We start from the raw sequence: 26,238 nt of genomic DNA, 5'->3' as shown, positions 1-26,238 counted from the left end.
GGAAGCACGGAACATACGGGGGTGGCCGCCATACGGCAAGGCAATGAGCCTCGGTAGGGCTGCTGTGGCTCGGTAGGAGCCGATTCATCGGCGATGCTCTGTGTGGGAGCCGCTTCAGCGGCGAATGGCGTCGCGACCGGGTTTCGCCGATGAATCGGCTCCTACAAGGGCGGGGCGGTCGCACTGGCTCTGTGGCTTGGCGAAGACGTGCTGGACTTGCCAGCCGTAGTCGTAGACGACGGTGCCGATGGCAAAGCACGGCCCCAGCGTATCGGCCGGAAGCTGGAGCAACTCGCCGTCTACGATGTAGCGCTGGTAGAGCGGGCTGATATCGCCGCCGCCTTCGGCCACCACGGCGGCGATCAGGGCGGGGCCCGGGTCCGGACTTGATCCGTCCATCCTTCCAAGCGCATCGGACAGGTGTTTGCGCCCCCGGGTTGCCTCGCGGATCCGTGCATCGATCAGCCAGGCGAAGAGCTCGCCCCTTGCCGCAGGCAGGTCGTGCATCTCGCGGATACGGTCGTAATCTTCTGCGACAGCCGCATTGGACGCGCGACGCAGAGGTGATCCGCCATAGGCATTGAGCGTCTGATCCACGTGGCGAGCGAATGCGGTGCGATCGAATACACCATGGGCGACGAGCGCATTGGCGACGCGGTAGCCGGTGAAGCCCCGGGTGAACCACGCGGTGTTCGCCTTGCCTGGCGTGTCGTTGCTGCTGCCAAGGTCCTCGGCCAGGCCGAACAGCCACGGGTGCGACGGGTCGTATCGCGACAGCAGCAGTGTCGCCGAGGGTCCTCCTATGCTGTATCCGTAGCCATCTCCGTTATTGAAGATGAGCAGGTTGAGGGTCACGTCCTCAGGCACATCGCCGAGGGCACTCAGCGTGGTAGCGAGAAGGGTGGCGATGGCGTCGACGTCCTGCGCCCGGCCACCCATCGATGCCACGTGGAGCGCGTTGGTCGCACCGATGGGACGAGTAACCGTAGAGAGGTCGCGGGATGCAACGAACGAGGTATACGGAAGCTTCTCGAGCGTCGACGGCCGGTTTCCCATGCTGCTTGCTCCTTGCCAGCCGGGCGGTAGCGACATCGTCTCCGTGACAAGTCGCGTGGCTGGGCCCTTCGGAATGGCGAGCAAGACGCTACCGAACGCAAACACGTTGCCAGGCTGCGCGATGACCTTCTGCCACGCGGACCAGCCGACCGAGGGCGACGGATCCGGCTTGGGGCTACGCCAGGTCAGCACGATCTCGGCGCCGGGTGCGCCGGTCACATGCCAATGGTCGCCTATTGAGGTGTCGAGGTGGCCACTTTCGGCACGCACCTCGACAGGGGGTTGCGAGGGCGGTTTGAAGTCGACGACGCCATCGTCGCCGGTCCGTACCATTGCTCGCACGGTGATGGCTTCGACTTCGTTGTTCCGCACATCGAGCCCGATGTCGTAGTGCACGGGTGGTGGTGGTTCGCTCGCATGGACGATGGGTGCGATCGCACTCGTCGCAACGAGGAGCATCCAGATCCGCTTCGATATGCCTGCCATAGCTGCTCCTTGTGTTCGGGAGCGGCATTGCAAGTGGCGAGCCAGGCGTGAGGCGTTATACTACGCGGTCGAGCGTCGTTTCCGGTGTGTCCGCGGACGTATTGCGTGGACACATCGGACGAACGCGCACTCGTAATTCTGTAGGAGCCGATTTATCGGCGATCCTGCGGCAGCGGGCGAGGTTGCATTGAGCACCCATTCGCCGATGAATCGGCTCCCACAGAGATGAATCGGCTCCCACAGAGATGAATCGGCTCCCACAGAGATGAGTCGGCTCCCACGGAAACTAGGGGCGGGTGACGCTGGCGCCGCCGCGGACGGTGTCGTGCACGCGGGGCAGGAACGAGTGCGGGAAGATCGGGGTGATGGCGCTGGCTTCGTCGAGTTGGCGGATCTGTTCGGCGGTAAAGGTGACTTCCAGTGCCGCGAGGTTTTCGTCGAACTGCGCGGCGGTACGTGCACCGAGGATCGGGATGATCGTCGGCGCCTGCTTCGCCAGCAACCAGGCGATGGCGGTCTGCGCAGGTGTGTGGCCCACCTCTTCGGCGACGCTCTTGAGCGCATCGACAATATCGAGGTTGTGTTCGCTCAGTGAGCCCATGCCGGCGGCAACGGCCGCACGGCCGCCGTTGAACATATCGCCGCCCTTGTGCTTTTCGATATCCGCACGCGAGTACTTGCCCGACAGCACGCCGCTGCCCAGCGGTGACCACGCCAGCACGCCGAGGCCGAGTTCCTGCGCCATGGGCAGGAGGTCGTGTTCCACGGTGCGCTCGATGAGGCTGTGCTCAATCTGCAGCGCGACCAGCGGCGCCCAGCCGCGGAGGTCGGCCAGCGTCTGCATGCGTGCTATCTGCCAGGCCGGGGTATCCGAAATGCCGGCGTAGACGATCTTGCCGGCGCGAACGAGATCGTCGAACGCGCGCATGATTTCCTCGACCGGCACCAGGCCGTCCCATACGTGCAGGTAGTAGAGGTCGATGTAGTCGGTATCGAGGCGGCGCAGACTGTCCTCCACCGCGCGGACCATGTTGCGGCGATGGTTGCCCGAGGCATTGGCGTTGGTCGGATCGGTGGTCAGCGAGTACTTGGTCGCGATGACGGCGTGGTCACGGCGGCCGGCGAGGAACTTGCCGAGCAGGGTTTCCGAGGTGCCGCCGGTGTAGAAGTTGGCGGTGTCGATGAAGTTACCGCCGCGCTCCATATAGGTGTCGAGCATGGTGCGGGCCTCGGCTTCGCCCGCACCCCAGCCCCATTCTTCGCCGAAGGTCATCGTGCCCAGCGAGACGGGGCTGACGCGCAGGCCGGAGCGGCCGAGGGTGATGTAGTCGTTCAGACGCTTGCTCATGGGCGGACTCCTTGGGGAATGCCGCAAACGATAATCCCGGGATTGCCTCTGGATAAACGGGTGATCAGGGCATAGGCTTTGAAGCACTGCTTCATAACGGAGGGTGCGATGCCGCCCGAGCTGCTCCCGGCGATCTCCGCCTTCGCCCGCGTGGCCCACCACGAGAGCTTTACCCGCGCGGCCCGGGAAATGGGCGTCTCGCCCTCGGCGCTCTCGCAGACCGTTCGGCTGTTGGAGAGCCGCCTGGGCGTGCGCCTGCTCGACCGGACCACCCGCCGTGTCGGCGTAACCGAGATCGGTCGCCGTTTCCTCACCGAAGCACAGGTGGGTCTGGCCGCGATCGCGAAGGCGGTGGATGCCGTGGACGAGTCGCGCGAGGCGCCTGCCGGCGTGCTGCGCATCAACCTGTCACGCGTGGTGGCGGACCTTGTGGTGATGCCCCACCTGGGCGAGTTCATGGACACGTACCCGGACGTCGTCGTGGAACTGCACTGCGACAACCGCTTCAAGGACCTCATTGCCGGCGGTTTCGACGCGGGTTTCCGCCTGGGCGAAAGCCTCGCCAACGACGTGGTCGCGGTGCCGATTGGCGGCCCGCACCGGCTGGCAACGTTCGCCTCGGCCGCCTATCTGCAGCGCCACGGCGAGCCGCGCACCCCGGCCGACCTGCTTGCCCACCGCTGCGCGTGCATCCGGCTGGACCAGGAGCGCAGCCTGATGCGCTGGGATTTCGAGCAGGACGGTCGCCTTGTCGAGGTCGAGGCCACGCCGTCGATGATCAGCAACGATGCCGATCTGCTGATCGAGGGGGCGCGGCAGGGCGTCGGCATCGCTTGCCACTTCGAGGAGCTGGTCCGGGCCGATCTCGACAGCGGCCGGTTAATGCCGGTGCTGGAAAATTTCTGGCCTACCTTCAGCGCTTTCCATCTGTACTATCCCAGCCGAGTGCACGTGCCGCGGAAGCTGCGCGTGTTCATCGACTTTTTCCGCGAACGCCACGTTTCGCCACCACCCAGGGACCCGCGACCATGATCGACGCCGCACGCCACGCCCTCATCGATGCCTATATCGACGCGTACAACCACTTCGACATCGAACGCATGCTGGCCCTGGTCACCGACGACGTGCGCTTCGAGCATCACACCGGCGACGAGCTGAGCGTGTCGACCAACGGCAAGGCGGAACTGGAGAAGCTGGCCCGCGTGGGTGCGGCGCTGTTCGCTTCGCGCCACCAGAAGCTGGTGAAGATGCATGAGGAAGGTACGGTCGTTATCGCCAACATCGACTTCCACGGCGAGATCGCCGAGGACATCCCGGATGGTCCGGGCGCGGGCAGCATCATCGAGATGCAGGGCACCTCGGAATTCGGCTTCCACAACGGCAAGATCAACCGGATTATCGACCGCGGATAGGTCGCGAGATCTTGCTGCTGAAAGCCTGGAGACAGGTAAATTTCTACAAGCAACGATTCACGAGGATTGTGGCAAGCTCCGCCTCATTAACGATGAGGATTCCCACAATGCCCAAGGTATGGAAGCGCGGCGCTGTCGCATGTCTGGTGGTGTCGCTGGCGGGCTGTGCGGCCGCGCTGCCGCCGAGGGAAACGCCGCAGTCATCGAAGGTCATCAAGCAGAACAGCGATGACAAGGAAGTCGCCGACGGCATCAACATGATCAAGGACGGGAAGTTGCAGGCGGCGATCGACGGTCCCCTGTCGGATGTCGCCAGCCGCCTCGAGAGGCAGTACGCGAACAGTCCCGACCAGGTCTACTCGCCCCGCGGCCCGGCGCTGAGTGCCAACTACGCGTCGCTGGCGAAGGGTGACAAGAAGACCCCGGGGCATGGCAAGCGCATCATCAACATCGGGCCGGCCTGGGGCATGGCGTACTGGGCGCGCGGGTATGCCTATGGCGACATGGGCCGTTACCCTGAGGCCGAGACCGAACTTAGCAAGGCGCTGGCGCTTTCGCCGAAGGATTCGCAGTACCTGGGCGAGCTTGCGTTCGTGAATCAACGCCAGGGTCGCTATGACGACTCGTTCAAGCTTTACCGCGCGGCGATCAGGAACATCGACCTGATGGATACGTGGCCGGACGCCGAGAAGAACGACTTTCTCTGCCGGGCGTATGGCGGGCAGGGGTTCGATATGGCTCAGTTGAAGCGGTATGACGAGGCTGAGAAAGCCTATGGGGCGTGCCTGAGGCTCAAGCCTGACGATGCGAAGTCGAAGGCGGGGCTGGAGGGGATTCGGGCGGGGAAGGTGCCGGTTGTGGGTAAGTAGAGAGAATTTCGCGAGCACCCATCGCCGATGAATCGGCTCCCACAGGAGCAAGGGCATCGCCGATGAATCGGCTCCCACACGGATCGAAACCCGCTCCTTGTGGGAGCCGATTCATCGGCGATGCTTTCCCCTCACGCCGCGACAGCCCTCAGGCAGCAATATCCCTGACAGCCGCCAACAACGTCTTCCTGTCATACGGCTTGGCCAGATAAGCCATGTTCTCCTGCAGCCAGTCGTGCTGCTCCTTCGCTTCGCCCGAGGTCACCAGCACGTGCATGTCGCTGTGACGCGTGGCGAGGTCCTGCCCGGAAATCTTTCCCGGCATGCGTACGTCGGTGAACAGCACGTCGGTTTTGTTCTTGCCGGTTTGCAGCCACAGTTCCGCCTCGTCGCCACTGGAGACGGTGTGCACCGTCATCCCTGCGTCCTCGAGGATCATGGCGGAGATCTCGCGGATGGCAGGGTCATCCTCTACGAGCAGGATGACGAGGGGTTTATCTGTGGTCATGGACGGGCACTTCACGAGGTAGTCGACGGGAATATCGGCGAGGCAGATAGCGGGTCCGGCGTGAACCCTATGTCAAGGTGCGTCGTCCCCGCGGCACGCTTACCAGCCGGCCAGGACCAGTTTGCCCCTGGCCTTGTGGCTTGCAACGAGCTTGTAGGCCTGGCGGAGATTGGCGGCGTTGATCTTACCGACGTTCTCGCCGAGCGTGGTGCGCAGCGTGCCATCGTCGATAAGCGCGGCGACACGGTTGAGCAGTTCGTGCTGGCGGATCATGTCCGGCGTCGTGAACATGGAACGGGTGAACATCGATTCCCAGTGCAGTGAAATGGCCTTGCGCTTGAGCTTCATGGCGTCGAGCGTGGCGGGGTCGTCGATGATGCCGAACCGGCCCTGCGGCTTGAGGATCTCGACGATCTGCTCGTAGTAGTCGGCGGTGTGCGTGAGGCCGGCGACATGGTCGATGGTGGTGACGCCAAGTGCGGACAGTTGCGCGGCCAACGGCTTGCCGTGGTCGATGACATGATGCGCACCGAGCTCGCGCACCCAGCGCGCCGTGTCCTCGCGGGAAGCCGTGCCGATGACGTTGAGGCGGGTCAGCCGGCGGGCCAGCTGGACGAGGATGGAACCCACGCCGCCACCGGCACCGATGATCAGGATGGACTCGCCGTCACCGCCGCCCTCGGCAACGCCGAGCCGGTCGAACAGCAGTTCCCACGCGGTGATGGCGGTGAGGGGCAGGGCGGCTGCATGGGCGTCGTCCAGGCTTCGCGGCTTGTGGCCGACGATGCGCTCGTCCACCAGCTGGAATTCGGCGTTGCTGCCCGGACGCAGGATCGAGCCGGCGTAGAACACCTCGTCGCCTTCCTTGAACAGGCTGACTTCGCTGCCGACCGCGGCCACGCTGCCGACGGCATCGAAGCCGAGCGTGCGGGGTTCGGTCACCGGTACGCCGGCGCGGAGCTTGGTGTCGACGGGATTGACCGAAACGGCCCGCACGGCGACGAGCAGGTCGCGCGGGCCCGGTTGCGGACGCGGCAAGTCCATCTCGACCAGGGCATGGGTGTCGTCGATGGGCAGGCCGTGCTGGGTGTAGACGATGGCTTTCATGGGAGCTTCTCCGTTGGGCAGGTGACTAGGATCCCCCTCCGCAGACCGGGGAAAAACCGCCCGGGCGCGTGATCAGTTTCATTGCCACGTGGAAAATGGCCTGCCCAAAAAGCTGATATCTTCCGGCCGCTTATCCCCCTATGATGCGCGCACGATCGGCAGGCGTTTTCAGGGGAACGGGATGTCGGAAGCGAAGACAGGTACGCTGCTGGGCGACCGTCGGTTCGCCGCGGAAATGGATGCCTTGCAGCGGTTTGGCTCCCTGGAAAGGGATGCCCAGCTCGGCGACGTGCAGGCCCAGTTTCGCGTGGCCACCATGTATTTCGAGGGCGAGCACATCACCCAGGACCGCACCCGGTCCGTGCACTGGTTTCGCCGTGCGGCCGAACAGGGACACCTGGAAAGCCAGTACCGGCTTGGCGTGCACTATGCCGAGGGCACGGGCGTGCCGCGCGATCCTTTCGAGGCCGCTGGCTGGTTTCGCCGCGCTGCGGAGGCCGGATTGGTTGAAGCGCAGTGCGCGCTCGGCACCCTTTATGCGCGAGGCCACGGCGTCACTGCCGACCGCGTGCAGGCCCTGCACTGGTGGGGTCTGGCTGCCGATCAGGGCCATGTACAGGCTTGCGTGAACCTCGGGGTCTCCCACTATTTCGGTCGCGGCGTACCGCGCGATGCCGAGCTTGCGTTCGCTTTCTACAGCAAGGCCGTGGAGCGCGGGCAACCGGAGGCACGCGGTTTCGGCGACGCGCTGTGCAGCCTCGGGCGCATGTATGTCGACGGCGTCGGCGTGACCCGCGATGCCGTGATGGGGGCGCATCACTTTCGCCGCGCCGCCGAGCTGGGCAATAGCATCGCCCAGTTCACCCTCGGTACGATGTACCTCGAAGCCAGCGATCTGCCTGGTGACCGGGACCAGGCCCGCCTTTGGTTGGGTCGCGCGGCCGAGCAGGGCGACAGCGAAGCGAAGCAGCGCCTGGCCGGGATGGGCGCCGCGGCCGCCGACGAGGTCACCGGGTCCAGCTCACGCTCCGCTTCCGAACGCATCAGCCAGATCGGCCCGCAGGACGCCTCGGCCCAGTTCCTCCTCGGCCAGCGCCTGGCCTCGGGCGACGGCGTGGCCCGTAACGAACCCGAAGCCGTGCGCTGGCTGGGCCTGGCCGCCGAGCGCGGCCACGTGCCTGCGCAATACGCCCTGGCACAGATGATCGACAACGGCCGCGGCGTGCCCCGCAACCTCGGCGAGGTCGTGCGCCTGTATCGCTCGGCCGCCGGCCACGGCCACACCGACGCCCAGTTCGAACTGGGCCTGCTGCACGAGCGCGGCGAAGGCGTGCCCCGCAACGGCGCCATCGCCCGTGCCTGGTACCGCAAGGCGGCCAAGCGTGGCCACCTGAAAGCCATGCGCCGCCTGGAAAAGCGCAGCTGGTGGAAGCTCTGGTAACGCCGGTCCCCCGCTCCTCTGCCCGGTAGGGGCCGATTCATCGGCGATGGGTGCTTGTCGTGGACCGGCCCGCTACCGCGGGATCGCCGATGAATCGGCTCCCACAGAAGCCCCGTCGCCCCCTTGTGGGAGCCGCTTCAGCGGCGATGCTCTCCAGCTCGCAAAATCCTGCGCCCATGACTTCCGGCGCTTCTCCGGCCCCGCCGGGTGCCCCAGCATCCGGGTAATCGACTCCGCCGGAGCTGCCGGCCGGGCGACGCACCCCTGGGACCCCCACCATGCGTACACCTCTCGTCTCCGCGATCGCCCTTGCGCTCGCTGGCCTGACCACCGCGGCCTTTGCCGCGCCGGTCGCCGACACCAGCGACCAGCTCGCCACCACCCAGCTGCCGCGTAGCGTGCGTCCGACTCACTACGACGTATCCGTGGTGCCGCATGCCAAGGAGCTGACCTTCGACGGCAAGGTCGCGATCGCCGTGGACGTGCTCGACGCGACGCCGTCGATCACGTTGAACGCGGAAGACATGACGTTCGCCAACGTCACCCTCATGCCGACCAAGGGCAAGGCGAAGTTCGCCGCGCCGAAGGTGGCCATCGATGCCGAAGCGCAGACGGTGACCTTCACCTTCGACCACGCGATTCCCGCCGGCAGCTACCGCCTGGCCATGGATTACACCGGCAAGATCGGCACGCAGGCCAACGGCCTGTTCGCGATCGACTACGACACCAAGAGCGACGGCAAGAAGCGCGCGCTCTATACGCAGTTCGAAAATTCCGATGCCCGTCGCTTCATTCCCTCGTGGGACGAGCCGGCGTACAAGGCCACCTTCACGGTCGATGCCACCGTGCCGGCCGCCGACATGGCGGTGAACAACATGCCGGTCGCTTCCAGCAAGGATCTCGGTAACGGCCTGAAGAAGGTGACCTTCGCGCAGACGCCGAAGATGTCGACCTATCTGTTGTTCTTCGGCGTGGGTGAGTTCGATCGTGCCACGACGATGTCCGACGGCGTCGAGATCGGCGTGATCACGCAGAAGGGCCTCACCTCGCAGGCGCAGTTCACGCTCGATACGGGCAAGGATGTGCTGAAGGAATACAACGCGTATTTCGGCGTGCCGTACCCGCTGCCCAAGCTCGACAACATCGCGTCGCCGGGCCAGAGCCAGTTCTTCAGTGCCATGGAAAACTGGGGCGCCATCTACACCTTCGAATACGCGCTGCTGCTCGACCCGTCCATCTCGACGCAGGCCGACAAGCAGGAAGTGTTCAACACCGCCGCCCACGAAATGGCGCACCAGTGGTTCGGTGACCTCGTGACCATGCGCTGGTGGGACGACCTCTGGCTCAACGAAGGTTTCGCCTCGTGGCTGGCGTCGCGCACCACCGAGCGCCTGCATCCGGAGTGGCACACCAACCTCGAAGCGGTGTCCACCCGCGAAGTCGCGATGAATCGCGACGCCGTGGCGACGACGCATCCGGTGGTGCAGAAGATCGACACGGTGGAGCAGGCCAGCCAGGCCTTCGACCAGATCACTTACTCCAAGGGTGAGTCCGTGATCCGCATGCTCGAAGCCTATGTCGGTCCCGATGCATGGCAGAAGGGTGTGCAGGCATACATCAAGGCGCATGCGTACTCGAACACGGTATCCAACGACCTGTGGAAGGAAATCGACAAGGCCGCCGGCAAGCCGGTGAGCACGATCGCGCACGACTTCACGCTGCAGCCGGGCATTCCGCTGGTGCGCGTGGAATCGGTCACCTGCACCAACGGTTCGACCACGTTGAAGCTGTCGCAGGGTGAGTTCACCCGCGACCGCCCAGACAAGAAGGCGATCGCCTGGCACGTGCCGGTGATCGCGAAGACCGTCGGTGGCACCGCCTCGACCACGCTGCTCGAGAATGGCGCGGGCACGATGACGGTCGCCGGCTGCGCGCCGGTGCTCGTCAACGCCGGCCAGACGGGTTACTTCCGCACGCTGTACCAGCCGGCGCAGGTCAAGGCGCTGACCGGCACGTTTGCGAAGCTCGAGCCGATCGATCAGCTCGGCGTGTTCGCCGATGTCTGGGCGCTTGGCATGGCCGGCCTCGAGCCGGCTTCCGACGTGCTCGACCTCATCAAGGTCGCGCCGCTCGACGCCCCGCCGCAGTTGTGGGACGACATCGCCCACGACTTCACCGCCCTCGACGCCTATTACCAGGGCGATGCCAAGCGCCAGGCCGTGCTGCGCAAGTACGCCATTGCACGGCTGTCGCCGAAGTTCGCGCAGGTGGGTTGGGATGCGAAGGCGGGCGAAGAGGCTCCGGTCGCGATCCTGCGCTCGACCCTCATCGCTTCGCTCGGTAGCCTGGGTGATGCGAAGGTCATCGCCGAGGCGCGTCATCGCTACGAAGCCAACCAGATGCCGGCCGAGCTGCGCAAGGTGATCCTTGCCGTTGTTGCCCAGCATGCCGACGCGGCCACGTGGGACAAGATGCATGAAGCGGCCAAGGCGGAGAAGACCCCGCTGGTGAAGGACCGCCTCTACGGCCTGCTCGCGCAGACAGATGACGCCGCCCTGGCACAGCGTGCGCTCGACCTGGCCCTGACCGGCGAAGCCGGTGAGACCAATAGCGCCGGCCTGATCTCGGGTGTGGCCCGTCGTCATCCGGAACTGGCTTTCGACTTCGCCGTGGCGAATAAGGACAAGGTCAACACCTTCGTCGACTCGACCTCCTCATCGCGCTACTACCCGCTGCTCGCCGCCAGCTCGCTCGAACTCTCCACCATCGACAAGCTGCAGGCCTTCGCTGAGAAGAACATCGCCCCGACCTCGCGTCGCGATGCCGAAACGGCTGTGGCCAACATCCGCTACCGCAACATGGTGCGCACGCAGCGCCTGCCGGCGGTGGACGCGTGGTTGAAGAAGAACGGCTGATCAACGTTTGAGGTAACGACACCGCCGGCCTTCGGGTCGGCGGTTTTTTTATGCCTGAAAGGAAAGCCGCTGCGCGGCCATGTCCCAGCGGCTTCGCCGCAAGAGGTGGGGGTTGCTCCCTGTGGGAGCCGCTTCAGCGGCGAAGGGTGCTCGCGCCTACGTAAGGGAACAGCGATAAATCACCCCGCTGTAAGCCCCGCCCACACGTAAGTGTGAGCCACGCCCGCGTATCAGCGTTCGGTCGAATTTTTCAGAATCCTTCCATATCCCTGACGACCACCCGACCCCTACCGTGCGCCCTCGCCATCACATGTCGGGCAGGTCATGTCGCATATTCAAACATCTCGCAAGCGCCGCAACGCGCTGGCTATCGCCGTTCATTTCGCACTTCTTTCGGGTGCCGCGTACGCGGCGGAGCCACCTCCGCCTGAGCCGTTTCCTGCGTTTCTTGACGGGCAGCGGGTTCCCGCCACGTTCGACGGTCCGGCTGGTGAGGGCGATGTTCATCACGACAGTGCTCGTCTGGATAACGACATCAGGTTGGCGGTGGAAAAGCACTGCGCGAACCACTCGAGTCTGATGAGCTGCGAGCTAAAAGGCCATGTCGCTCGTGAAGTTAAGGGTGAAGATGGTAAGCAGAGTGCCTATTCCGTCCTCGATATCACGGTGGTCGAGACGAGTTCTTCAAATCAGTCGACTGAGCACGTCGTCCAAGGCGGCATATTCCTCGTCCGCTCATGTCCGACCGATGCCGTTGTTGTCACTGACAATGGCTACTATCTGGAGAACCGCGACCGCACCACGGGTGAGCAAGCCGTCGCCTGCTTGTCACCCGATGCACTTCCCAAAGGCGCCTCACTGGGTGAGCCGGCGGAGAGCGGCGCCAATCAGTGCCCAATAGGCAATAGTCCTACGGTCGGCAACCCCATCAATCCCCTTACCATGAGTAAGATCGAGACGGTGGTCGATTACGCAGGTCCGGCGGCCTCCGGGCTTGTGTTCGCCCGCACCTACCACAGCGGTGCTTTTTCGCTGGACAGCACGCTGGGCAAGGCAGGTGTTCGGTACCCGGCCGGCGCGCGCATAGGGGCTCGGTGGCGTCACTCCTGGGATCGTGCCTTTGTACGTCGTCCTTATTACGATACTAGCGGCCTCATTTACTCCACGGCGCTGCATCTGGTGCGCGAGGACGGCAATGAAACGCGATTTGTCAAACAAGGCCAGGCCTTCATTCCCACAGAAGGTGAGCGCGGCACCCTGACGGAGCATCCGGACGGAGGCTGGGCGTATACCTGGTCCAACCTCACGGTGGAGCGTTACGACGACAAGGGCCGCTTGCGATCGCGTACCGACCCGAATGGCAACATGGTCTCCCTGCAGTACGGCGAGATTACCGTGGGAATTGGCCTGAAGGCCACGGTGTTGGTGGGTGTCACCGACCGGCAGGGTCGCGCGTTGGTTCTCAGCTACGACCGGCTCGGTCGCCTGGAGACCGTCGACCAGCCCGACGGCGGCCGGTTGCGCTATAACTACAGTGGTGACTTGCTCGAGGGGTTGGACGCCGACCTGGTCAAGGTCACGTATCCGGATGGCCGCAGCGCAAGCTACCTCTACGATGAGGCAGCGATGGGCGGCACACCGAGCCATAAGCTCACCGGGATCGTCGCCGGCGACGGCAAGCGCTTCGCAACCTTCCACTACAGTTCGAGCAACCACGCCATTCGCTCCTCCCACGGCGGCGGCCTGGAGGAGACCAGGGTCGCTGGTAATCGCGACACGATCACCATTCACAGAAAAGACGATGTCATTGGCGAAACCTGGTCGCCTCGCTACGTGAGCGGACAGGCGCGGCTCGGCGAACGCAAGGAGTATTTTCGTGACAATGACATTGTCCGCACGTTCGACTACCTCGGCGGTGGCCTCGTCACACGACAAACCGACTATCTCGGCGTGCCGACCACGTATCGCTACGACGCCGACCGGCAACTGGAGATCGAACGCACCGAGGCAGATGGAACATCCGTCGCGCGTACCGTAAAAACCACCTGGCATGTCGCGTTCGCCAAGCCCATCCGTATCAACAACGGGGTGCAATGGACGACGTTCGACTACGACGCAAAGGGTAATCTTCTTGAGCAGCGGGAGGGTGGTCTTGCTGACGCGGCCGATGCTTCGGCAGGGCCCTGGCCGGCGGAACGTGTTACCCGCTACACCTATGACACAGCTGGGCGCGTGGTGACGATAGATGGCCCATTAGCCGGCAGCGATGACATCGTTCGCTACGCGTATCACCCGAGTGAGGCCCCGGGTTGCGCGACCGGTCCCGCGGTCTGTCCATGGCGCCAGGGCGACCTACACACCGTTACCGATGCGTTGGGCCACGTCGTCACCGTGGCGGCTCGCGACGGCGCGGGGCGCGTGCTCAGTAGCACCGATGCCAACGGCGTGCGCACCGACCAGAAGTACGATGCGATAGGCAGGCCGACGGAAGTTGCCATTCGCGCCCATCGCGATGGCCACCCCTCGGCGCAGGACATCATCACGCGAATCGCTTACAACGCCAACGGCGATATCGAAACTCTGACGGACGCGGATGGCACAACACTCACTCATCACTACAATGCCGCCCATCGACTGATCGAGCAGACCGATGCGCTCGGCAACCGCCGCGTGATGGAGCGTAACGGCAAGGGTCTCATCGCTAAGGAAACCTACCTCCGCGCCGATGGCACGCAAGATCAGACTCACACCTACGAGTACGACGAGCACGACATGCTTAGTCGGGTCGCCAGTCCTGTCGTAGGTTCAACGTATTTCACCTACGACCCCAGTGGGCGCTACCTGGGTCGCCATGGCAACGCGTTTTACCAGGAGACCGTGCGCCGAGATCCGCGAGGCCGCGCGAGCGAGATCGAGATCGGATACGACGCAGTTGGCAAAACCCAAGTGACTTATGACGGTACCGACCAGGTGAAGACCGTCATCGATCCCAAGGGGCTGTCCACGGCTTACCTTCGCAACGGCCTGGGTGACCTACTCTGGCAGCGCAGTCCCGATACGGGTGACACGGCATTGGAGAACGATGCTAACGGGCAGCCAGTCAAGGAGACCCCGGCGGACCAGCGTCAAGTGCAGCGTGCGTACGATCCGCTTGGTCGCCTTACCCAGGCGACCTACAGCGACGCCACGAAGGCAGTCTTCTCCTACGACGCGCCTGCGACGACCTGCGCGGCCGACGCCAATTTCTCCATGGGTCGCCTCAGCACGGTCACCGACAAAGACGGCGGCACCAGCTTCTGCTATGACTTCGCGGGACGCGTCGTTCAGAAGACCCAGGTCACGCGCGGCGTGCGCCTGGATCTGCACTATGCCTACACCGCCGCCGGTCGGCTTGCCGCAGTGACCTATCCTGATGGTCGACGCGTTACCTACACGCGCAACGTGGCGGGTCAGGTGACCGGGATTGACACCCAGCTCACAGGCAGTGCCGCGCAGCCGATCCTCACGGAAGTGCAGCACGACGCCCCAGGCCACCTCGTCGGCTGGACCGCTGGCACCCGCGTGGTGCAGCGGCTCTACGATGCGAGTGGCAATCCAAGCGACATGCACGACGACCGGCCTGACGGACTGAAGGTGAAGCTGACCTATGAGGGTCCGGATTTCATCACCGAGGTCAAGGCGGGCGACATCGTCTCCCCGATCTTCCCCGATCGTGCCTCGCGTGTCGAAACAGCGGGATCGCTTGAGCCCACGCCCGAGAATCCCTATGGGAAGATGGAGCAGTACACCTACGACAAGACGGGCAATCGCACGTCATGGACGAGCTTGCCGTTCACGGTCCGGCGCTACGAGTACGCGGTGGACAGCCATCGCCTTCTCATGGCAAACAAGGTGGTCCGCGAGTACGACCCCACTGGGAACACCACCCGAATCGGAGAGCGCGAATTCGTTTACGACACCAGCGGCCGCATGAGCCAGGCTAAGGTCAACGGCGTTGTGGAGATGAACTACGCCTACAGTCCGTTCGGGCAGCAGGTCGCACGTTACATCGCCGGCCAAACGACTGTCTCCCTGCACGACGAAGCCGGTCACTGGCTCGGTGACTACGACGGCGCGGGCCGTCCGATCCGACAGGTCGTCTGGCTTGATAACTTGCCGGTGGCCGCGCTCGACGGCGAGCTCATTCGCGACATCCAGGCCGATCATCTGGGCACGCCACGCGTTGTCATCGATCGTGCGACTGACAAGGCAATCTGGCAATGGCGCATTGTCGACGACTCCTTTGGCAACGACGCGCCGATCGAAGATCCGGACAAGGACGGTACGAAGTACGTCTTCGACATGCGCTTCCCGGGGCAGCGCTATGACGCTGTGACGGGGCTCTTTCAGAACGGGTGGCGTGACTACGATCCGACCAGTGGGCGGTATGTTCAGAGCGACCCGATTGGTTTGGCGGGTGGGATATCGACATACGGGTATGTCGGGAACAATCCGTATATGCGAGTCGATCCTCTCGGCTTGTGCGACTGCGAATCGGTCGTTCCGTTGGCTCCTTCGAACGTGGATATCAACAGCAATGTGGCTGCGATGCTCAATCTAAAAGCCATATCGAGCGTCACTGGCGGTATAGGTGCTGCGTTGAAGTACCGAACGTTCTACGAACTTGTTCGAAATAACGGTGCATGGGACATGAAGCAACAAGGTCGGGAATTTACCGACTATGGCAACTTTCATTATGGTGTTGTCGGAAGTGCAGTTGGAATTCCGTCGGAAGTACTTCAGCGAGCCGCCGGCTGGGCACAGACCCGGTCCGGCAATCATAAGGCTAAGGATGGTGGTCCCTTTGGAAGTACACCGTATGGCGATGACCCTTTCGATCAGCAGCAGATTTACAATGGAATATGGTGGTACGACAACTGCTATTGGAAATAGCTTCAGTTGAACGGGCTGTGATGACCGCACTTGTTTTGCTACCGCGACGACTTACATGGGGTACGAAGAAACATGATCATTCGACGATTAATGATTGTCGTAGTCGTCCTTGCAGGAGGTTGCGTCGACAAGGGTGACGAAGTCGTGCGGATTGCCTCCCCGGACGGTCGTCACGAAGCTGTTGTCGTTGAGCGGGGTGCTGGTGCAACGACGTCCTATTGGTACGATGTCTGTGTTGTCGCAGTGGGAGAGGGATGCACCTCGCCCATGGTATCGGCCACCCTCTACGACGCGTCAAGAAATTCCAGCGCTTTCGGTGTAAATGTGCGTTGGGTAAATTCTTTCCAAGTGGTGGTCGAATATGCCACCGCTGCGAATGTGCAGCGGAAGGTTCCGGAAGGAATTCCACGCGATGAGGTGCGTGTTGAGCTAAGGAACGGAGTCGTCGATGCGAATGCACCCCCTGGATCGATGCTTCGAGAGCTCAATGATGGTCGCTGAGAACCTTCCGGGTTACGTTAGGCAATAGAAGGCAATGAATGAGCGGTATGATCCAGGGCGTGAATGGAAGTTATTCCGTCACATTACGCCATTGACAGCATTTGTATCGTCGTTGATTCCTAACGGATACACGATCGCACCGACGCCAACCATTGGTATTGAAAAGGAGTTCAATAAAGTTGGTGTGCGATTCGGTGTGTCATTTAGCGCTGAAGCGGGGAGTTACTCGAATTGGTAAGGATCCATTTGAAACGGATCCTGCGATTCATGCTTTGGGCGCTATTGTCAGGCGTGATAGTGGCGTCGTCGCTCAAGATCTACTACCTCTTTGACCCGAAAATGATAGCGGTCAAACAGGCGATCGTTGGAGACAAAGGTGTTCTTGATGCTTTCGGGATCGTTAACGACGAAGACATTAAGGTGTTCCACATACTTGAGACGGTCGACGCCTCAAGGGCGTTCACGCGCGTCGAATACACCGCGAGCTTGACCGGCTCGAAGAAGGGAGGGCGTGTGAAGGTGCTTCTTAAGAAGTCGAGTACCGACGGTGCTCAACTCGGTAACCCGACAGTGTTCGAACTGAGGCTTCGCGATTGACGCTTCTAGGTCGCTTCGCCAGTTCTACTCGATTTACTTTCCTGCGAACGGAGAGCATCGATCGGGCGTCGGACAATGTCGTTTGGAACTGGTTGCTGGTAGGCAGTGACGAGAAGGGTGTAGTGCACGAACGCCATATCGTTTCCGTTCGTGTGGCGAAGGGCGATGAAATTTTCAATGTCGTCACTGCTCCTTTTGATTGCCAAAACGCAATCCGTCAGCGAGCGCGAGTTCGTCTACAAATGGTGCGGCGGCACGGATCAGGGAGGGAGAGTTTGAAGAGTGAATGACATCATTGAGTCGCTACGAAGAGATCTGGCCATCTTGCATCGCAAGGGCATAATCGACGAAGCGACGCTGCACCAGTTCTACGCCATCTGTCCTCCGGCGGACGGAGGGCCCGACGTCGAGGTGAAGACGGACGACCAATCCGTCTAAACTGCTCACCACCGAACGCCGGACCCTTCGCAATGAATCACCCCGTCGCCCGCAAAACCTTGTGGGCCTGCCTGTCGATCGCTCTCGTCCCAGCCGCCTGCGCCCACACCGACAACATCCCCATCCACCCCTACCGCATCATCCACACCTACCCCCACGACCCCACCGCCTTCACCGAAGGCCTCTTCTACGAAGACGGCTACTTCTACGAAAGCACCGGTGAGTTCGAAGGCGCGGGCGTGCGCAAGGTAAAGGCGGAAACCGGCGAGGTCGTCCAGCGGCGCGACACGCCGGCAGGCTACTTCGGTGAAGGCATCATTGCCTCGAACCAGCGCATCCTGCAGCTCTCATGGCAGCAAGGTGTCGGCTTCATCTACGACAAGGCGACCTTCAAGCTCATCGACCAGATTCGCTATCCCGGCGAAGGCTGGGCGATGACGCGCGATGCCGACCACATCTACATGAGCGACGGGACGCCGGTCATTCGCATTCTGGATCCGCAAACCTTTACACAGACCGGTTCGATCAGCGTGACGGCGAATGGCGTGCCGTTGCAGCAGATCAACGAGCTGGAGTGGGTGAAGGGGAAGATTTACGCCAACGTGTGGCAGACGGCGCGGATTGCGGAGATCGATCCGAAGTCGGGGCACGTGGTGGGGTGGATCGATATGACGAAGCTGGTGCAGGCGCAGACGGTGGGGGATCCGGAGAACGATGTTCTCAACGGGATTGCTTACGATGCGGGGCGGGATCGCCTCTTCGTTACCGGGAAGCGGTGGAAGGCGGTTTATGAGGTTAGGGTTGGGCGGTAGGTTTTGGTGGGGAGGGCATCGCCGCTGAAGCGGCTCCCACAGGAAAGCGGTTACGCTACGCAAGCCGCGGTCAGGGCATCGCGGAAGCATTTGGCGTTGACTAGTTTAGCGGCGAGGGTGCCTTTGAAGGTGTCGCCAAGGCCGCATGAGCCGGCGCGGTAGACATCCGCGTTGTCGCCGTGGCGGTCGGTGCCGTGGGAGACCAGGCAGCTCTTGTCGAGGGAGACGACCACCGTGCCGGCGCAGAGGCGGCGGGCGAGGGCGTTGATGGTGGTGTCGTCCATGCCGGTCACCGTGGTCGCGGTGATGTCGATGGAGAGGAAGCGGCCGACGCAGCGCGCGAACTCTTGCAGGCTTAGCAGCAAGACATCGGTGCTCGCGAATTCGCGGACCGAAAGTGCGGGCGGGAGCGGGCCCGGATCGAGAATCCGCAACAGGCGTTTCGAGCCGGCGAGTTCCAGCGTCGCCGCTACCGTATCGATGTTCGCCTCGGCAGAAATCAGCAGCACTTTCGCCACATCGAAAAGATCCGACTGCGTGGCAACGAACTCCATCGAAAGATGATCGTTGGCGCCCGACGAAAGTGCGGAAATCGTCTGTCCCTTCGCATCGACGATCAGCGCCGTACGCCCGGTACGCACGCCCGGTGTCATCTGCCAGCGCGCATCGACCAAGGGCGGCAAGCCGGCGGGATCGATGACGTCATCGCCGATGGCGGCGATAAGTCCGACAGCAACACCCGCATGGGACGCCGCCACGGCCTGATGGAAGGCTTTTCCGCCTGGCCGACGCTCGAAAGCATCGGCATACGCAGGTTCACCATTGCGCGGAAGCTGCGCTGTCTGCCAGCGCTCTTCTTCGCTGTAACCGCCGACGACAACAAGACGTACGGCGGTCATGCCTCAGAACTGCTCGAGCACGCCAGCGATGGTCGCCGTCATGAATGTGGCGATGGAGCCGCCCAGCACGGCACGCAGGCCGAGGCGGGCGAGGTCGCCACGACGGTTCGGGGCAAGGCCGCCGATGCCGCCGATCTGGATCGCGATGGACGAGAAGTTGGCGAAGCCACACAGCGCATATGTAGCGATGAGGCGGCTATGCGGCAGCAACTGGTCGAGATGCTTGGCGAGGTCGGCATAGGCGACGAACTCGTTGATGACGACCTTCTCGCCGATGAAGCTGCCGACGAGAGTCGCATCCTGCCAGGGCACGCCGATCAGCCAGGCGATGGGTGAGAGCACCCAGCCGAAGATGGTCTCGAGGCTGAGCTTGATTTCGTGGCCGTTGACGGCGCTGAGCCATGCGTTGAGGCTGTGCTCGCCGCCGAGCGTACCGAACCACTGCACCGGACCGTTCACCAGCGCGATGAGCGCGATGAAGGCGAGCAGCATGGCGCCGACGTTCATGGCCAGCTTGAGGCCGTCGCCCGCGCCGGTGGCAGCCGCATCGATGATATTGGCGGTGGTCTTCTCGACCTCGATCTTCACGGTGCCGCGGGTGAGCGGCTCCTGCGTTTCGGGTACGAGGATCTTGGCCAGGACCATCGTCGCCGGCGCGGCCATGACCGAAGCGGTGAGCAGGTGCTTGGCGTAGAACATGCGCATCGCCGGATCGTCGCCGCCGAGCATCGCCACATAGGCGGCCATCACGGAGCCGGCGATGTGCGCCATGCCGCCGATCATGACGGTCATGAGCTCGGCCTGGGTCATGCGCTCGATATAGGGCTTGATGGTCAGCGGTGCTTCGGTCTGGCCGATGAACACACTGGCGCAGACGCTGGTGGTTTCCGCGCCGGACACGCGCATCACCTTGGTGATGACCCAGGCCATGCCCTTGACGATCTGCTGCATCACGCCGATGTGGTACAGCACGCCGGTAAGCGAGGCGAAGAAGACGATGGTCGGCAGCACCTTCACGGCGAAGATCACGCCGAACCTGGAACTGTCGAGCAGGCTGCCGAAGATGAAGCGCGAACCCACGTCGACATAGTCGAGCAGGTGCACGAAACCGGTGGCGATGGCGTCGAAGACATCGCGGCCCAGCGGCACCTTGAGCACGACCGCCGCGAAGGCGATCTGCAGGGTGATGCCGGTCGCGACCAGCTTCCAGTCGACGACCCGCTTGTTGTTCGAAAAACAGAAGGCGATGGCGATAAGCATCGCCAAACCGAACAGGCCAAACCCTACATGGCCCAACAGACCCAGCATCGTGACTTACCCCTATGAAGGCCGGGGGTAGCCCCGTGACCGCTTTTCGTGAACTCGTTGAGAGACGGGAGGTTACGGGAGGTGGACTTATCGGGCAAGGTAGCCCGCGAAATTGGCGCCGGGACGGGCCTGAGCTACCCTTCGGGGATGAGCCTCTTCCTGACCATCGCCCTCGTCCATATCGTCGCCCTGATCACGCCGGGGCCCGATTTCTTCTTCGTTTCCCAGCTGGCGGCGAGCCGCTCGCGACGCGAGGCCCTGGCCGGCGTCGTCGGCATCGCCCTGGGCGTTGCCGCCTGGGCGGCCCTGGCCTTGCTGGGCCTGCACGTACTGCTGCAGCGGCTGGCCTGGCTGCAGCGGGGCATCGCTATCCTCGGTGGCGCGTACCTGTGCTGGATGGGCTTCCAGTTGCTCCGGGCCGCCTGGCGGACCAAGCCCGGCGCCGTGGCGCCCACGGTGGATGTGCGGGATTCCAGCCCCTGGAAGGCGCTGATGCGCGGTCTGGCGACGAACCTGGCCAACCCTAAGGCGGCGGTCTACTTCGCGTCCATCTTCTCGGCCTTCGTCGGCGATGCGATGACCGCGGGAGCGCGCTGGGGTCTGTGGGCCATGGTCACCGTGGAAACGATGCTCTGGTTCGCCGTGGTCGCCGGGATCTTCGCCCTGCCGGCCATGCGCCGCGGGTATGTGCGAGCGAGCCGTTGGATCGACGGCGGGGCAGGGGCGATCTTTTCCCTGTTCGGGCTGTACCTGATCTTCGGGCGTCGCGCGGCCTAGTCTTTCTCGAGGTTCTTCGTCACCTGGGCCAGGCTTTCCGCGAGGACGGCCAGGTCGGGCGTGCCCAGGCCTTCGAGCGCACTGCGGGCGAGGTCGGCAACGAGGGCGCGAACCCTTTCGGCCATGCGCTTACCGGCCACGGTCAGGCCGATGTCGACCAGGCGGCGGTCCGCTTCGTTGCGCACGCGGCGCATCAAGCCGCGCTCGATGCCGGCATCCACCGCATGCGTCACCGTGCTGGCGTTGACGCCGCAGGCAGCCGCCAGTTCGGTGGAAATCATGCTGCCGCGTGTGGTCAGCAGCAGGAGCATGTCGCTCTGCAGGGCGGTGATGCCGAACTCGCGCTGGGCGCGGCGGCCGACGGCATCGCGTAAACGCGAGCCGGCCAGCATCAGGTCGCGGCCCAGACCGAGCGCGGCCCCACTGTTGTCATCGTCGACGCTCATGAGCCTGCCGGTACCGCGGTCATACGTGGTTTCCTGCCGCGTGATGTCGAGACCAGCATACGCAGCGGATGAAATGATGGATTGACTGAAAGCACAATCGTTTGGCGTTTCCGGCCCGTGTTTGCATGGATCAATCGGCGGAACGACGCCACGCGCCGGGCGGGATGCCGACCGTGCGGGTAAACACGCGGGTGAAGTGACTCTGCTCGGCGAAACCGCAGGCCAGCGCGATGTCCGCCAGCGAGAGGCAGTTGATCCGGAGCATGTCCTGCGCTTTCTGGATGCGCCGGTCGAGCAGCCAGCGGTGCGGCGGCTTGCCGATGCTGCGGCGGAACGCGCGTGAGAAGTGGTTGACCGAGAGGCCGCAGGCCTCCGCGACGTCCGCTACCGGAAACGACTGATCCAGCCGCTCTTCCATGAAGGCGATGGCCCGGCGTTCCTGCCAGCTGGCGAGGCCGCCGCGCTGCGCGCCGGGATCGTCCCGCGCCGGCGCGCAGGGAAGGATGGCCCTCAGGGCAAGGGCGACATGGGCGAGCAGGGGCACGTTCGGCGCTTCGGCACGAAGGCTGTCGAAGAGGACCTGGGCCAGGGTGTGCACGGCCGGCGGGTGCACCGCTTCGAGGCCGGCGGGGCGCTGCCGGCGAAAGAGAATGGCGCCGGAGCCTTCGTCCGAGGCCCGGTTGGCGCGATACACCAGCAACAACTCGTCTTCGAGGCCATCGACGGCGTCGAGCAGGATCTCCGTGACTTCGTCGCGCTGGCGTAGCTCGTCGAGCAGGCTGTGTCGTCCTCGGGGTCCGTCGCCGCGCTGGAGGGCGGCCGAACGCTGCGCGAGGTCGACGATGACGGTTGAAGTACGCGGGGACGTGGCGAGACAGGCTGCTTCGGCGCGATACATGAGCCGACCCTCGTAGGAAATCGGATGTGGATTGAAGCATTGCGCACGCAAGGATCGGCGACTACCCCCTAATGGGGTATGTCACCTATGCAACACATGGATATCACACCCCGTCGACTTCTTTTCGCCGGAGGATGTAGCCCAGCCCGCCCTCGCGGAACCAGCGGTAACCATAAGGTTCCAGCAGGATCCGGTGCTTTCCCCGCCCCTCGGGTTCGCTGTGATCGTCCGACAAAACGTTGATAAGAGGCTCGGGGAGGGTGAAGGCTGCCTCGCAGGGCGCGTCGGAAAGGTTGTGCAGGAAAAGCACCGAATTTCCGCGCCATGTGTAGCGCATCATCAGGATCGCGTTGTCGTCCAGGGGGAGCACCTCGAAGTCGCCCCAGGACACCTCGAGGATCTCCTTGCGCATGCGGATGACACGTTCCATCCAGTTCAACAGGGAACCGGGATCGCGACGCTGTTCGGCGACGTTTACATGGGCGAAGCCAAAGGGACCCTCGCCGATGACCTTGCTCACCGCGCGCCGTGCATCGGTGAAGCCGGCCAGGCGCTCGGTGGACCACTGCATCGGGGTGCGCGCGCACTCGCGTTCGGGTAGCGAGAGGTCGTCACCCATGCCGATTTCGTCCCCATAGCGGATCACCGGCGTGCCCGGCAGGGTCAGCATGAGGCTGTACGCCAGCTCGAGGCGACGACGATCGTTGCGCAACATGGGAGCAAGACGCCGGCGTATGCCCCGGTCGTAGAGCTGCATGTCCTTGTCGGGGCCAAATTCGGCAAAGACGCGCTCGCGCTGACGCCTGGTCAACCGCCCGAGGTCGAGTTCGTCGTGGTTGCGCAGGAACATGGCCCATTGTGCCGTGGCCGGCCTGGGCCTGGTCTTCTCCAGCGCGCCGACCAGGGGCCGCACGTCGGCGGCGGCCAGTGCGTAGAACAGGTTCTGGTTCACCTGGAAGTTGAACATCATCTGCAAACGGTCGCCGTCGTCGCCGAAGTATTCGAGGTCATCCTTTGGCAGTACATTCGCTTCGCCCAGGATGATCGCGTCGCCCTGGCGCCACTGCAGCAGCTCACGGAACGAGCGCAGCATGTCGAACTGTTCCTGTGACTTCTTTACGTCGGCGCCCTTGGTCGAAATGACGAAGGGCACCGCATCCATGCGGAAACCCGATACACCCAGTTGCGTCCAGAAGCCCATAATCTTGAGGATCTCGGCCTGCACATACGGGTTCGAGGTGTCGAGGTCGGGCTGGAAATTGTAGAAGCGATGGAAGTACCAGGCCTTGGCGCGTTTGTCGTAATTCCAGGTACTTTTCTGCACGCCGGGGAAGACCATGCCTTCATTCGCGTTGGCAGGTTTTGTCTTGGACCACACGTACCAGTCGCGGTATTTCGAGTCGGGATCGCGACACGCTTCACGGAACCAGGGGTGCTGGTCCGAGGTATGGTTCACCACCAGATCGATCAGCACGCGCATGCCGCGCTGATGCGCCGCGTGGGTGAATTCGACGAAGTCGCCAAGCGTGCCGTAGCGGGGGTCGACGTTGTAGTAATCACTGATGTCGTACCCACCGTCCTTGCATGGCGAGGTCTGGAAGGGCATGAGCCAGACGGCCGTGATGCCCAGGCCCTGCAGGTAATCCAGCCGCCGGCCGAGGCCCTGGAAATCGCCGATGCCATCGCCGTTGGAGTCCTGGAAGGTGCCGACGGAAAGGCAATAGATGATCGCGTTCTTGTACCAGAGGTCGTTGATCATGACGGCAGCCGGTCCACGAGGTTGGAGCAAAGCCTACGAGCTTCAGCGTGAAGGCGTTCCCTACACATTCGCCCCAACACTCTGTGGACACCGGCTCCTTGTAGGAGCCGATTCATCGGCGATGTCCCGCAGCGACGCACTCACCGACCAACAAGGTACGGGCATGACACAACCCCTCTGGTGGCAAGACGGCGTCATCTACCAGATCTACCCCCGCTCCTTCGCCGACGCCAACGGCGACGGCATCGGCGACCTCGAAGGCATCCGCGCCAAGCTCCCCTACCTGGCCGGCCTGGGCGTCCGCGCACTGTGGATCTCGCCGATCTTCCCCTCGCCCATGGCCGATTTCGGCTATGACGTAAGCGACTACCGAGGCATCGACCCGCTATTCGGCGATATGGAGAGCATGGACGGCCTGATCGCCGACGCCCATGCACTCGGCCTCAAGCTCATCCTCGACTTCGTCCCGAACCACACCTCCGACGAACATCCCTGGTTCCGCGAAAGCCGCCGTTCGCGCGACAGTGCTTTCCGCGACTGGTACCTCTGGCGGGACCCGGCGCCCGGTGGCGGTCCGCCGAACAACTGGTTGTCGAACTTCGGCGGCAGCGCCTGGGCCTTCGACCCGCCCACGGGCCAGTACTACCTGCACCTCTTTCTCGACAAGCAGCCCGACCTCAACTGGCGCAACCCCGTCGTTCGCGAAGCGATGTACGACGCCATGCGCTTCTGGCTGCGCCGCGGCGTGGACGGCTTTCGCGTGGACGTGCTGTACCACGTTATGAAGGACGCGCAGTTTCGCGATAACCCGATCAACCCGGCGTACCGCGAAGGCGTCGATTCGCAAGCGAACCGGTTTCTTCCCGTGTACACGTCTGACCTGCCGGAAGTGCTCGGCATCGTCTCCGCCATGCGTGAGGTAATCGACGAGTTTCCGGAGCGCGTGTTGATCGGCGAACTCTATCTGCCACTGGAGCGGATCGTCGCTTACTACGGCGAGAACCTCGATGGCGCCAACCTGCCGTTCAATTTCCTGTTGATCGGCGCGCCGTGGGACGCGCGCTACATCGCCAGCCTGGTGGAGCGTTACGAGGCCGCGCTGCCGCCGGGCAGCTGGCCCAACTGGGTGCTCGGCAATCACGACAAGCCGCGTATCGCTTCGCGGGTAGGCGATCTTCAGGCTCGCGTCGCCGCCGTGCTGTTGCTGACCTTGCGCGGCACGCCAACGATGTACTACGGCGACGAAATCGGCATGCACGACGTGGTAATCACCCCGGAGCGGGTGCGTGATCCCTTTGAGATCAACGAGCCCGGCAAGGGCCTCGGTCGCGATCCGCAGCGCACGCCGATGCGCTGGTTCCCGCGTGAAGGTGCGGGCTTCACCCGAGGCATCCCCTGGCTGCCGGTCGGCGATCATGTCGCCACGTGCAATGTCGCCAGCGAAGCGGACGATCCCGGTTCGTTGTTGTCGCTCTACAAGACCTTGCTTCGGTTGCGTCGCGAACATCGTGCGCTGAGCGTCGGCAGCTTCCAGCTTCTCGCCGTTGACGATGCGGTGATGGTTTACGAACGTAGCGACGGTAACGAGCGCTATGTCGTAGCGCTCAATTTCACCGGTGCCGACAGCAAGTTGCCCGTAGCCGCGCCCGGCACCCTGATGATTTCTACTGTGACAGGTTCGTCTCCAAACGTACTTCGTGCAGGAGAGGCTCGCGTTTACCGGCGTTGA

At 63.3% G+C, this 26,238-nt stretch carries 20 protein-coding genes; 11 read left to right on the top strand and 9 right to left on the bottom strand.

From position 1 onward, the window contains the following. Positions 1 to 114 precede the first annotated feature (114 nt). Both C8J98_RS09510 and C8J98_RS09505 read right to left on the bottom strand, forming a co-directional pair. Complete coding sequence (locus C8J98_RS09510) at positions 115 to 1,542, bottom strand: hypothetical protein (protein WP_107912949.1); 1,428 nt, start codon at positions 1,540 to 1,542, stop codon at positions 115 to 117. Between the two features lie 286 nt (positions 1,543 to 1,828). Then, a complete protein-coding gene (locus C8J98_RS09505; RefSeq protein WP_107912948.1) occupies positions 1,829 to 2,890 on the bottom strand; it encodes an aldo/keto reductase in 1,062 nt (353 codons plus the stop codon). 108 nt (positions 2,891 to 2,998) lie between these two features. On the opposite strand from C8J98_RS09505, the gene C8J98_RS09500 reads away from it, so the two are divergent. The 3 genes from C8J98_RS09500 to C8J98_RS09490 all read left to right on the top strand — a co-directional run bounded on the left by C8J98_RS09500 (position 2,999) and on the right by C8J98_RS09490 (position 5,171). Continuing rightward, positions 2,999 to 3,922: a LysR family transcriptional regulator gene (locus C8J98_RS09500; protein WP_107912947.1), complete on the top strand. Its 924-nt coding sequence runs from the start codon at positions 2,999 to 3,001 to the stop codon at positions 3,920 to 3,922. After that, positions 3,919 to 4,302: a nuclear transport factor 2 family protein gene (locus C8J98_RS09495; protein ID WP_107912946.1), complete on the top strand. Its 384-nt coding sequence runs from the start codon at positions 3,919 to 3,921 to the stop codon at positions 4,300 to 4,302. Before C8J98_RS09500 ends, C8J98_RS09495 begins: the two co-directional genes overlap by 4 nt. A gap of 107 nt (positions 4,303 to 4,409) precedes the next feature. Then, positions 4,410 to 5,171, top strand: coding sequence for a tetratricopeptide repeat protein (locus C8J98_RS09490; protein ID WP_158272661.1), 762 nt, complete (start codon positions 4,410 to 4,412; stop codon positions 5,169 to 5,171). Between the two features lie 148 nt (positions 5,172 to 5,319). Here the strand turns inward: C8J98_RS09490 and C8J98_RS09485 are convergent, their stop codons facing one another. After that, positions 5,320 to 5,679, bottom strand: coding sequence for a response regulator (locus C8J98_RS09485; RefSeq protein WP_107912944.1), 360 nt, complete (start codon positions 5,677 to 5,679; stop codon positions 5,320 to 5,322). A 99-nt stretch (positions 5,680 to 5,778) separates the two neighbouring features. After that, positions 5,779 to 6,786: a zinc-binding alcohol dehydrogenase family protein gene (locus tag C8J98_RS09480; RefSeq protein WP_107912943.1), complete on the bottom strand. Its 1,008-nt coding sequence runs from the start codon at positions 6,784 to 6,786 to the stop codon at positions 5,779 to 5,781. A gap of 181 nt (positions 6,787 to 6,967) precedes the next feature. Here C8J98_RS09480 and C8J98_RS09475 point away from each other — a divergent pair, with 181 nt between their 5' ends. The 6 genes from C8J98_RS09475 (at position 6,968) to C8J98_RS09455 (ending at position 18,422) form a co-directional block, all read left to right on the top strand. Continuing rightward, a complete protein-coding gene (locus C8J98_RS09475; RefSeq protein WP_107912942.1) occupies positions 6,968 to 8,227 on the top strand; it encodes an SEL1-like repeat protein in 1,260 nt (419 codons plus the stop codon). A gap of 278 nt (positions 8,228 to 8,505) precedes the next feature. Further along, positions 8,506 to 11,142, top strand: coding sequence for a M1 family metallopeptidase (locus C8J98_RS09470; RefSeq protein WP_107912941.1), 2,637 nt, complete (start codon positions 8,506 to 8,508; stop codon positions 11,140 to 11,142). Positions 11,143 to 11,466: 324 nt separating this feature from the next. Further along, a complete protein-coding gene (locus tag C8J98_RS09465) occupies positions 11,467 to 16,074 on the top strand; it encodes an RHS repeat-associated core domain-containing protein (protein ID WP_107912940.1) in 4,608 nt (1,535 codons plus the stop codon). A 72-nt stretch (positions 16,075 to 16,146) separates the two neighbouring features. Continuing rightward, a complete protein-coding gene (locus C8J98_RS21935; protein ID WP_146171610.1) occupies positions 16,147 to 16,575 on the top strand; it encodes a hypothetical protein in 429 nt (142 codons plus the stop codon). Between the two features lie 246 nt (positions 16,576 to 16,821). Then, the gene (locus C8J98_RS09460; RefSeq protein WP_146171609.1) at positions 16,822 to 17,172 is read left to right on the top strand and encodes a hypothetical protein; all 351 of its coding nucleotides are present in this window, start codon (positions 16,822 to 16,824) and stop codon (positions 17,170 to 17,172) included. Between the two features lie 470 nt (positions 17,173 to 17,642). Then, positions 17,643 to 18,422, top strand: a complete 780-nt coding sequence (locus C8J98_RS09455) for a glutaminyl-peptide cyclotransferase (RefSeq protein ID WP_107912938.1) — start codon at positions 17,643 to 17,645, stop codon at positions 18,420 to 18,422. Between the two features lie 50 nt (positions 18,423 to 18,472). On the opposite strand, the gene C8J98_RS09450 is transcribed toward C8J98_RS09455, so the two are convergent. Both C8J98_RS09450 and C8J98_RS09445 read right to left on the bottom strand, forming a co-directional pair. Then, complete coding sequence (locus C8J98_RS09450; RefSeq protein ID WP_107912937.1) at positions 18,473 to 19,321, bottom strand: PfkB family carbohydrate kinase; 849 nt, start codon at positions 19,319 to 19,321, stop codon at positions 18,473 to 18,475. A gap of 3 nt (positions 19,322 to 19,324) precedes the next feature. Beyond that, entirely contained in the window at positions 19,325 to 20,629 is a 1,305-nt protein-coding gene (locus tag C8J98_RS09445) for a nucleoside transporter C-terminal domain-containing protein (protein WP_107912936.1), read from the bottom strand. A 147-nt stretch (positions 20,630 to 20,776) separates the two neighbouring features. On the opposite strand from C8J98_RS09445, the gene C8J98_RS09440 reads away from it, so the two are divergent. After that, complete coding sequence (locus C8J98_RS09440) at positions 20,777 to 21,406, top strand: homoserine/threonine efflux transporter (protein ID WP_107912935.1); 630 nt, start codon at positions 20,777 to 20,779, stop codon at positions 21,404 to 21,406. Here the strand turns inward: C8J98_RS09440 and C8J98_RS09435 are convergent. The 3 genes from C8J98_RS09435 to C8J98_RS09425 form a co-directional block, all read right to left on the bottom strand. Beyond that, on the bottom strand, positions 21,403 to 21,852 hold the full coding sequence (locus tag C8J98_RS09435) for a MarR family transcriptional regulator (protein ID WP_107912934.1): 450 nt from the start codon (positions 21,850 to 21,852) through the stop codon (positions 21,403 to 21,405). The genes C8J98_RS09440 and C8J98_RS09435 overlap by 4 nt on opposite strands. A gap of 130 nt (positions 21,853 to 21,982) precedes the next feature. Further along, positions 21,983 to 22,750 (bottom strand): helix-turn-helix transcriptional regulator, encoded by a 768-nt coding sequence (locus C8J98_RS09430; protein ID WP_107912933.1) that lies wholly within the window; start codon positions 22,748 to 22,750, stop codon positions 21,983 to 21,985. Positions 22,751 to 22,853: 103 nt separating this feature from the next. Continuing rightward, positions 22,854 to 24,509 carry an alpha-amylase family protein gene (locus C8J98_RS09425; RefSeq protein ID WP_107912932.1) on the bottom strand — a complete coding sequence of 552 codons (1,656 nt, stop codon included), beginning with the start codon at positions 24,507 to 24,509 and terminating at the stop codon, positions 22,854 to 22,856. Between the two features lie 163 nt (positions 24,510 to 24,672). On the opposite strand from C8J98_RS09425, the gene C8J98_RS09420 reads away from it, so the two are divergent. After that, complete coding sequence (locus C8J98_RS09420; protein ID WP_107913065.1) at positions 24,673 to 26,238, top strand: alpha-amylase family glycosyl hydrolase; 1,566 nt, start codon at positions 24,673 to 24,675, stop codon at positions 26,236 to 26,238.

This window comes from Luteibacter sp. OK325 (assembly GCF_003050935.1).
Taxonomy (GTDB): domain Bacteria; phylum Pseudomonadota; class Gammaproteobacteria; order Xanthomonadales; family Rhodanobacteraceae; genus Luteibacter.
This window is presented reverse-complemented; position numbering and strand designations above follow the sequence as displayed.

Excerpts from the sequence above, each read along its gene's own strand:
- C8J98_RS09445 (WP_107912936.1), bottom strand. The coding sequence starts at position 20,629 with ATGCTGGGTCTGTTGGGCCATGTAGGGTTTGGCCTGTTCGGTTTGGCG.
- C8J98_RS09465 (WP_107912940.1), top strand. The coding sequence starts at position 11,467 with ATGTCGCATATTCAAACATCTCGCAAGCGCCGCAACGCGCTGGCTATC.
- C8J98_RS09510 (WP_107912949.1), bottom strand. The coding sequence starts at position 1,542 with ATGGCAGGCATATCGAAGCGGATCTGGATGCTCCTCGTTGCGACGAGT.
- C8J98_RS09470 (WP_107912941.1), top strand. The coding sequence starts at position 8,506 with ATGCGTACACCTCTCGTCTCCGCGATCGCCCTTGCGCTCGCTGGCCTG.
- C8J98_RS09480 (WP_107912943.1), bottom strand. The coding sequence starts at position 6,786 with ATGAAAGCCATCGTCTACACCCAGCACGGCCTGCCCATCGACGACACC.
- C8J98_RS09435 (WP_107912934.1), bottom strand. The coding sequence starts at position 21,852 with ATGAGCGTCGACGATGACAACAGTGGGGCCGCGCTCGGTCTGGGCCGC.
- C8J98_RS09495 (WP_107912946.1), top strand. The coding sequence starts at position 3,919 with ATGATCGACGCCGCACGCCACGCCCTCATCGATGCCTATATCGACGCG.
- C8J98_RS09450 (WP_107912937.1), bottom strand. The coding sequence starts at position 19,321 with ATGACCGCCGTACGTCTTGTTGTCGTCGGCGGTTACAGCGAAGAAGAG.
- C8J98_RS09475 (WP_107912942.1), top strand. The coding sequence starts at position 6,968 with ATGTCGGAAGCGAAGACAGGTACGCTGCTGGGCGACCGTCGGTTCGCC.
- C8J98_RS09420 (WP_107913065.1), top strand. The coding sequence starts at position 24,673 with ATGACACAACCCCTCTGGTGGCAAGACGGCGTCATCTACCAGATCTAC.
- C8J98_RS09440 (WP_107912935.1), top strand. The coding sequence starts at position 20,777 with ATGAGCCTCTTCCTGACCATCGCCCTCGTCCATATCGTCGCCCTGATC.
- C8J98_RS09490 (WP_158272661.1), top strand. The coding sequence starts at position 4,410 with ATGCCCAAGGTATGGAAGCGCGGCGCTGTCGCATGTCTGGTGGTGTCG.
- C8J98_RS09485 (WP_107912944.1), bottom strand. The coding sequence starts at position 5,679 with ATGACCACAGATAAACCCCTCGTCATCCTGCTCGTAGAGGATGACCCT.
- C8J98_RS21935 (WP_146171610.1), top strand. The coding sequence starts at position 16,147 with ATGATCATTCGACGATTAATGATTGTCGTAGTCGTCCTTGCAGGAGGT.
- C8J98_RS09430 (WP_107912933.1), bottom strand. The coding sequence starts at position 22,750 with ATGTATCGCGCCGAAGCAGCCTGTCTCGCCACGTCCCCGCGTACTTCA.
- C8J98_RS09455 (WP_107912938.1), top strand. The coding sequence starts at position 17,643 with ATGAATCACCCCGTCGCCCGCAAAACCTTGTGGGCCTGCCTGTCGATC.
- C8J98_RS09505 (WP_107912948.1), bottom strand. The coding sequence starts at position 2,890 with ATGAGCAAGCGTCTGAACGACTACATCACCCTCGGCCGCTCCGGCCTG.
- C8J98_RS09500 (WP_107912947.1), top strand. The coding sequence starts at position 2,999 with ATGCCGCCCGAGCTGCTCCCGGCGATCTCCGCCTTCGCCCGCGTGGCC.
- C8J98_RS09425 (WP_107912932.1), bottom strand. The coding sequence starts at position 24,509 with ATGATCAACGACCTCTGGTACAAGAACGCGATCATCTATTGCCTTTCC.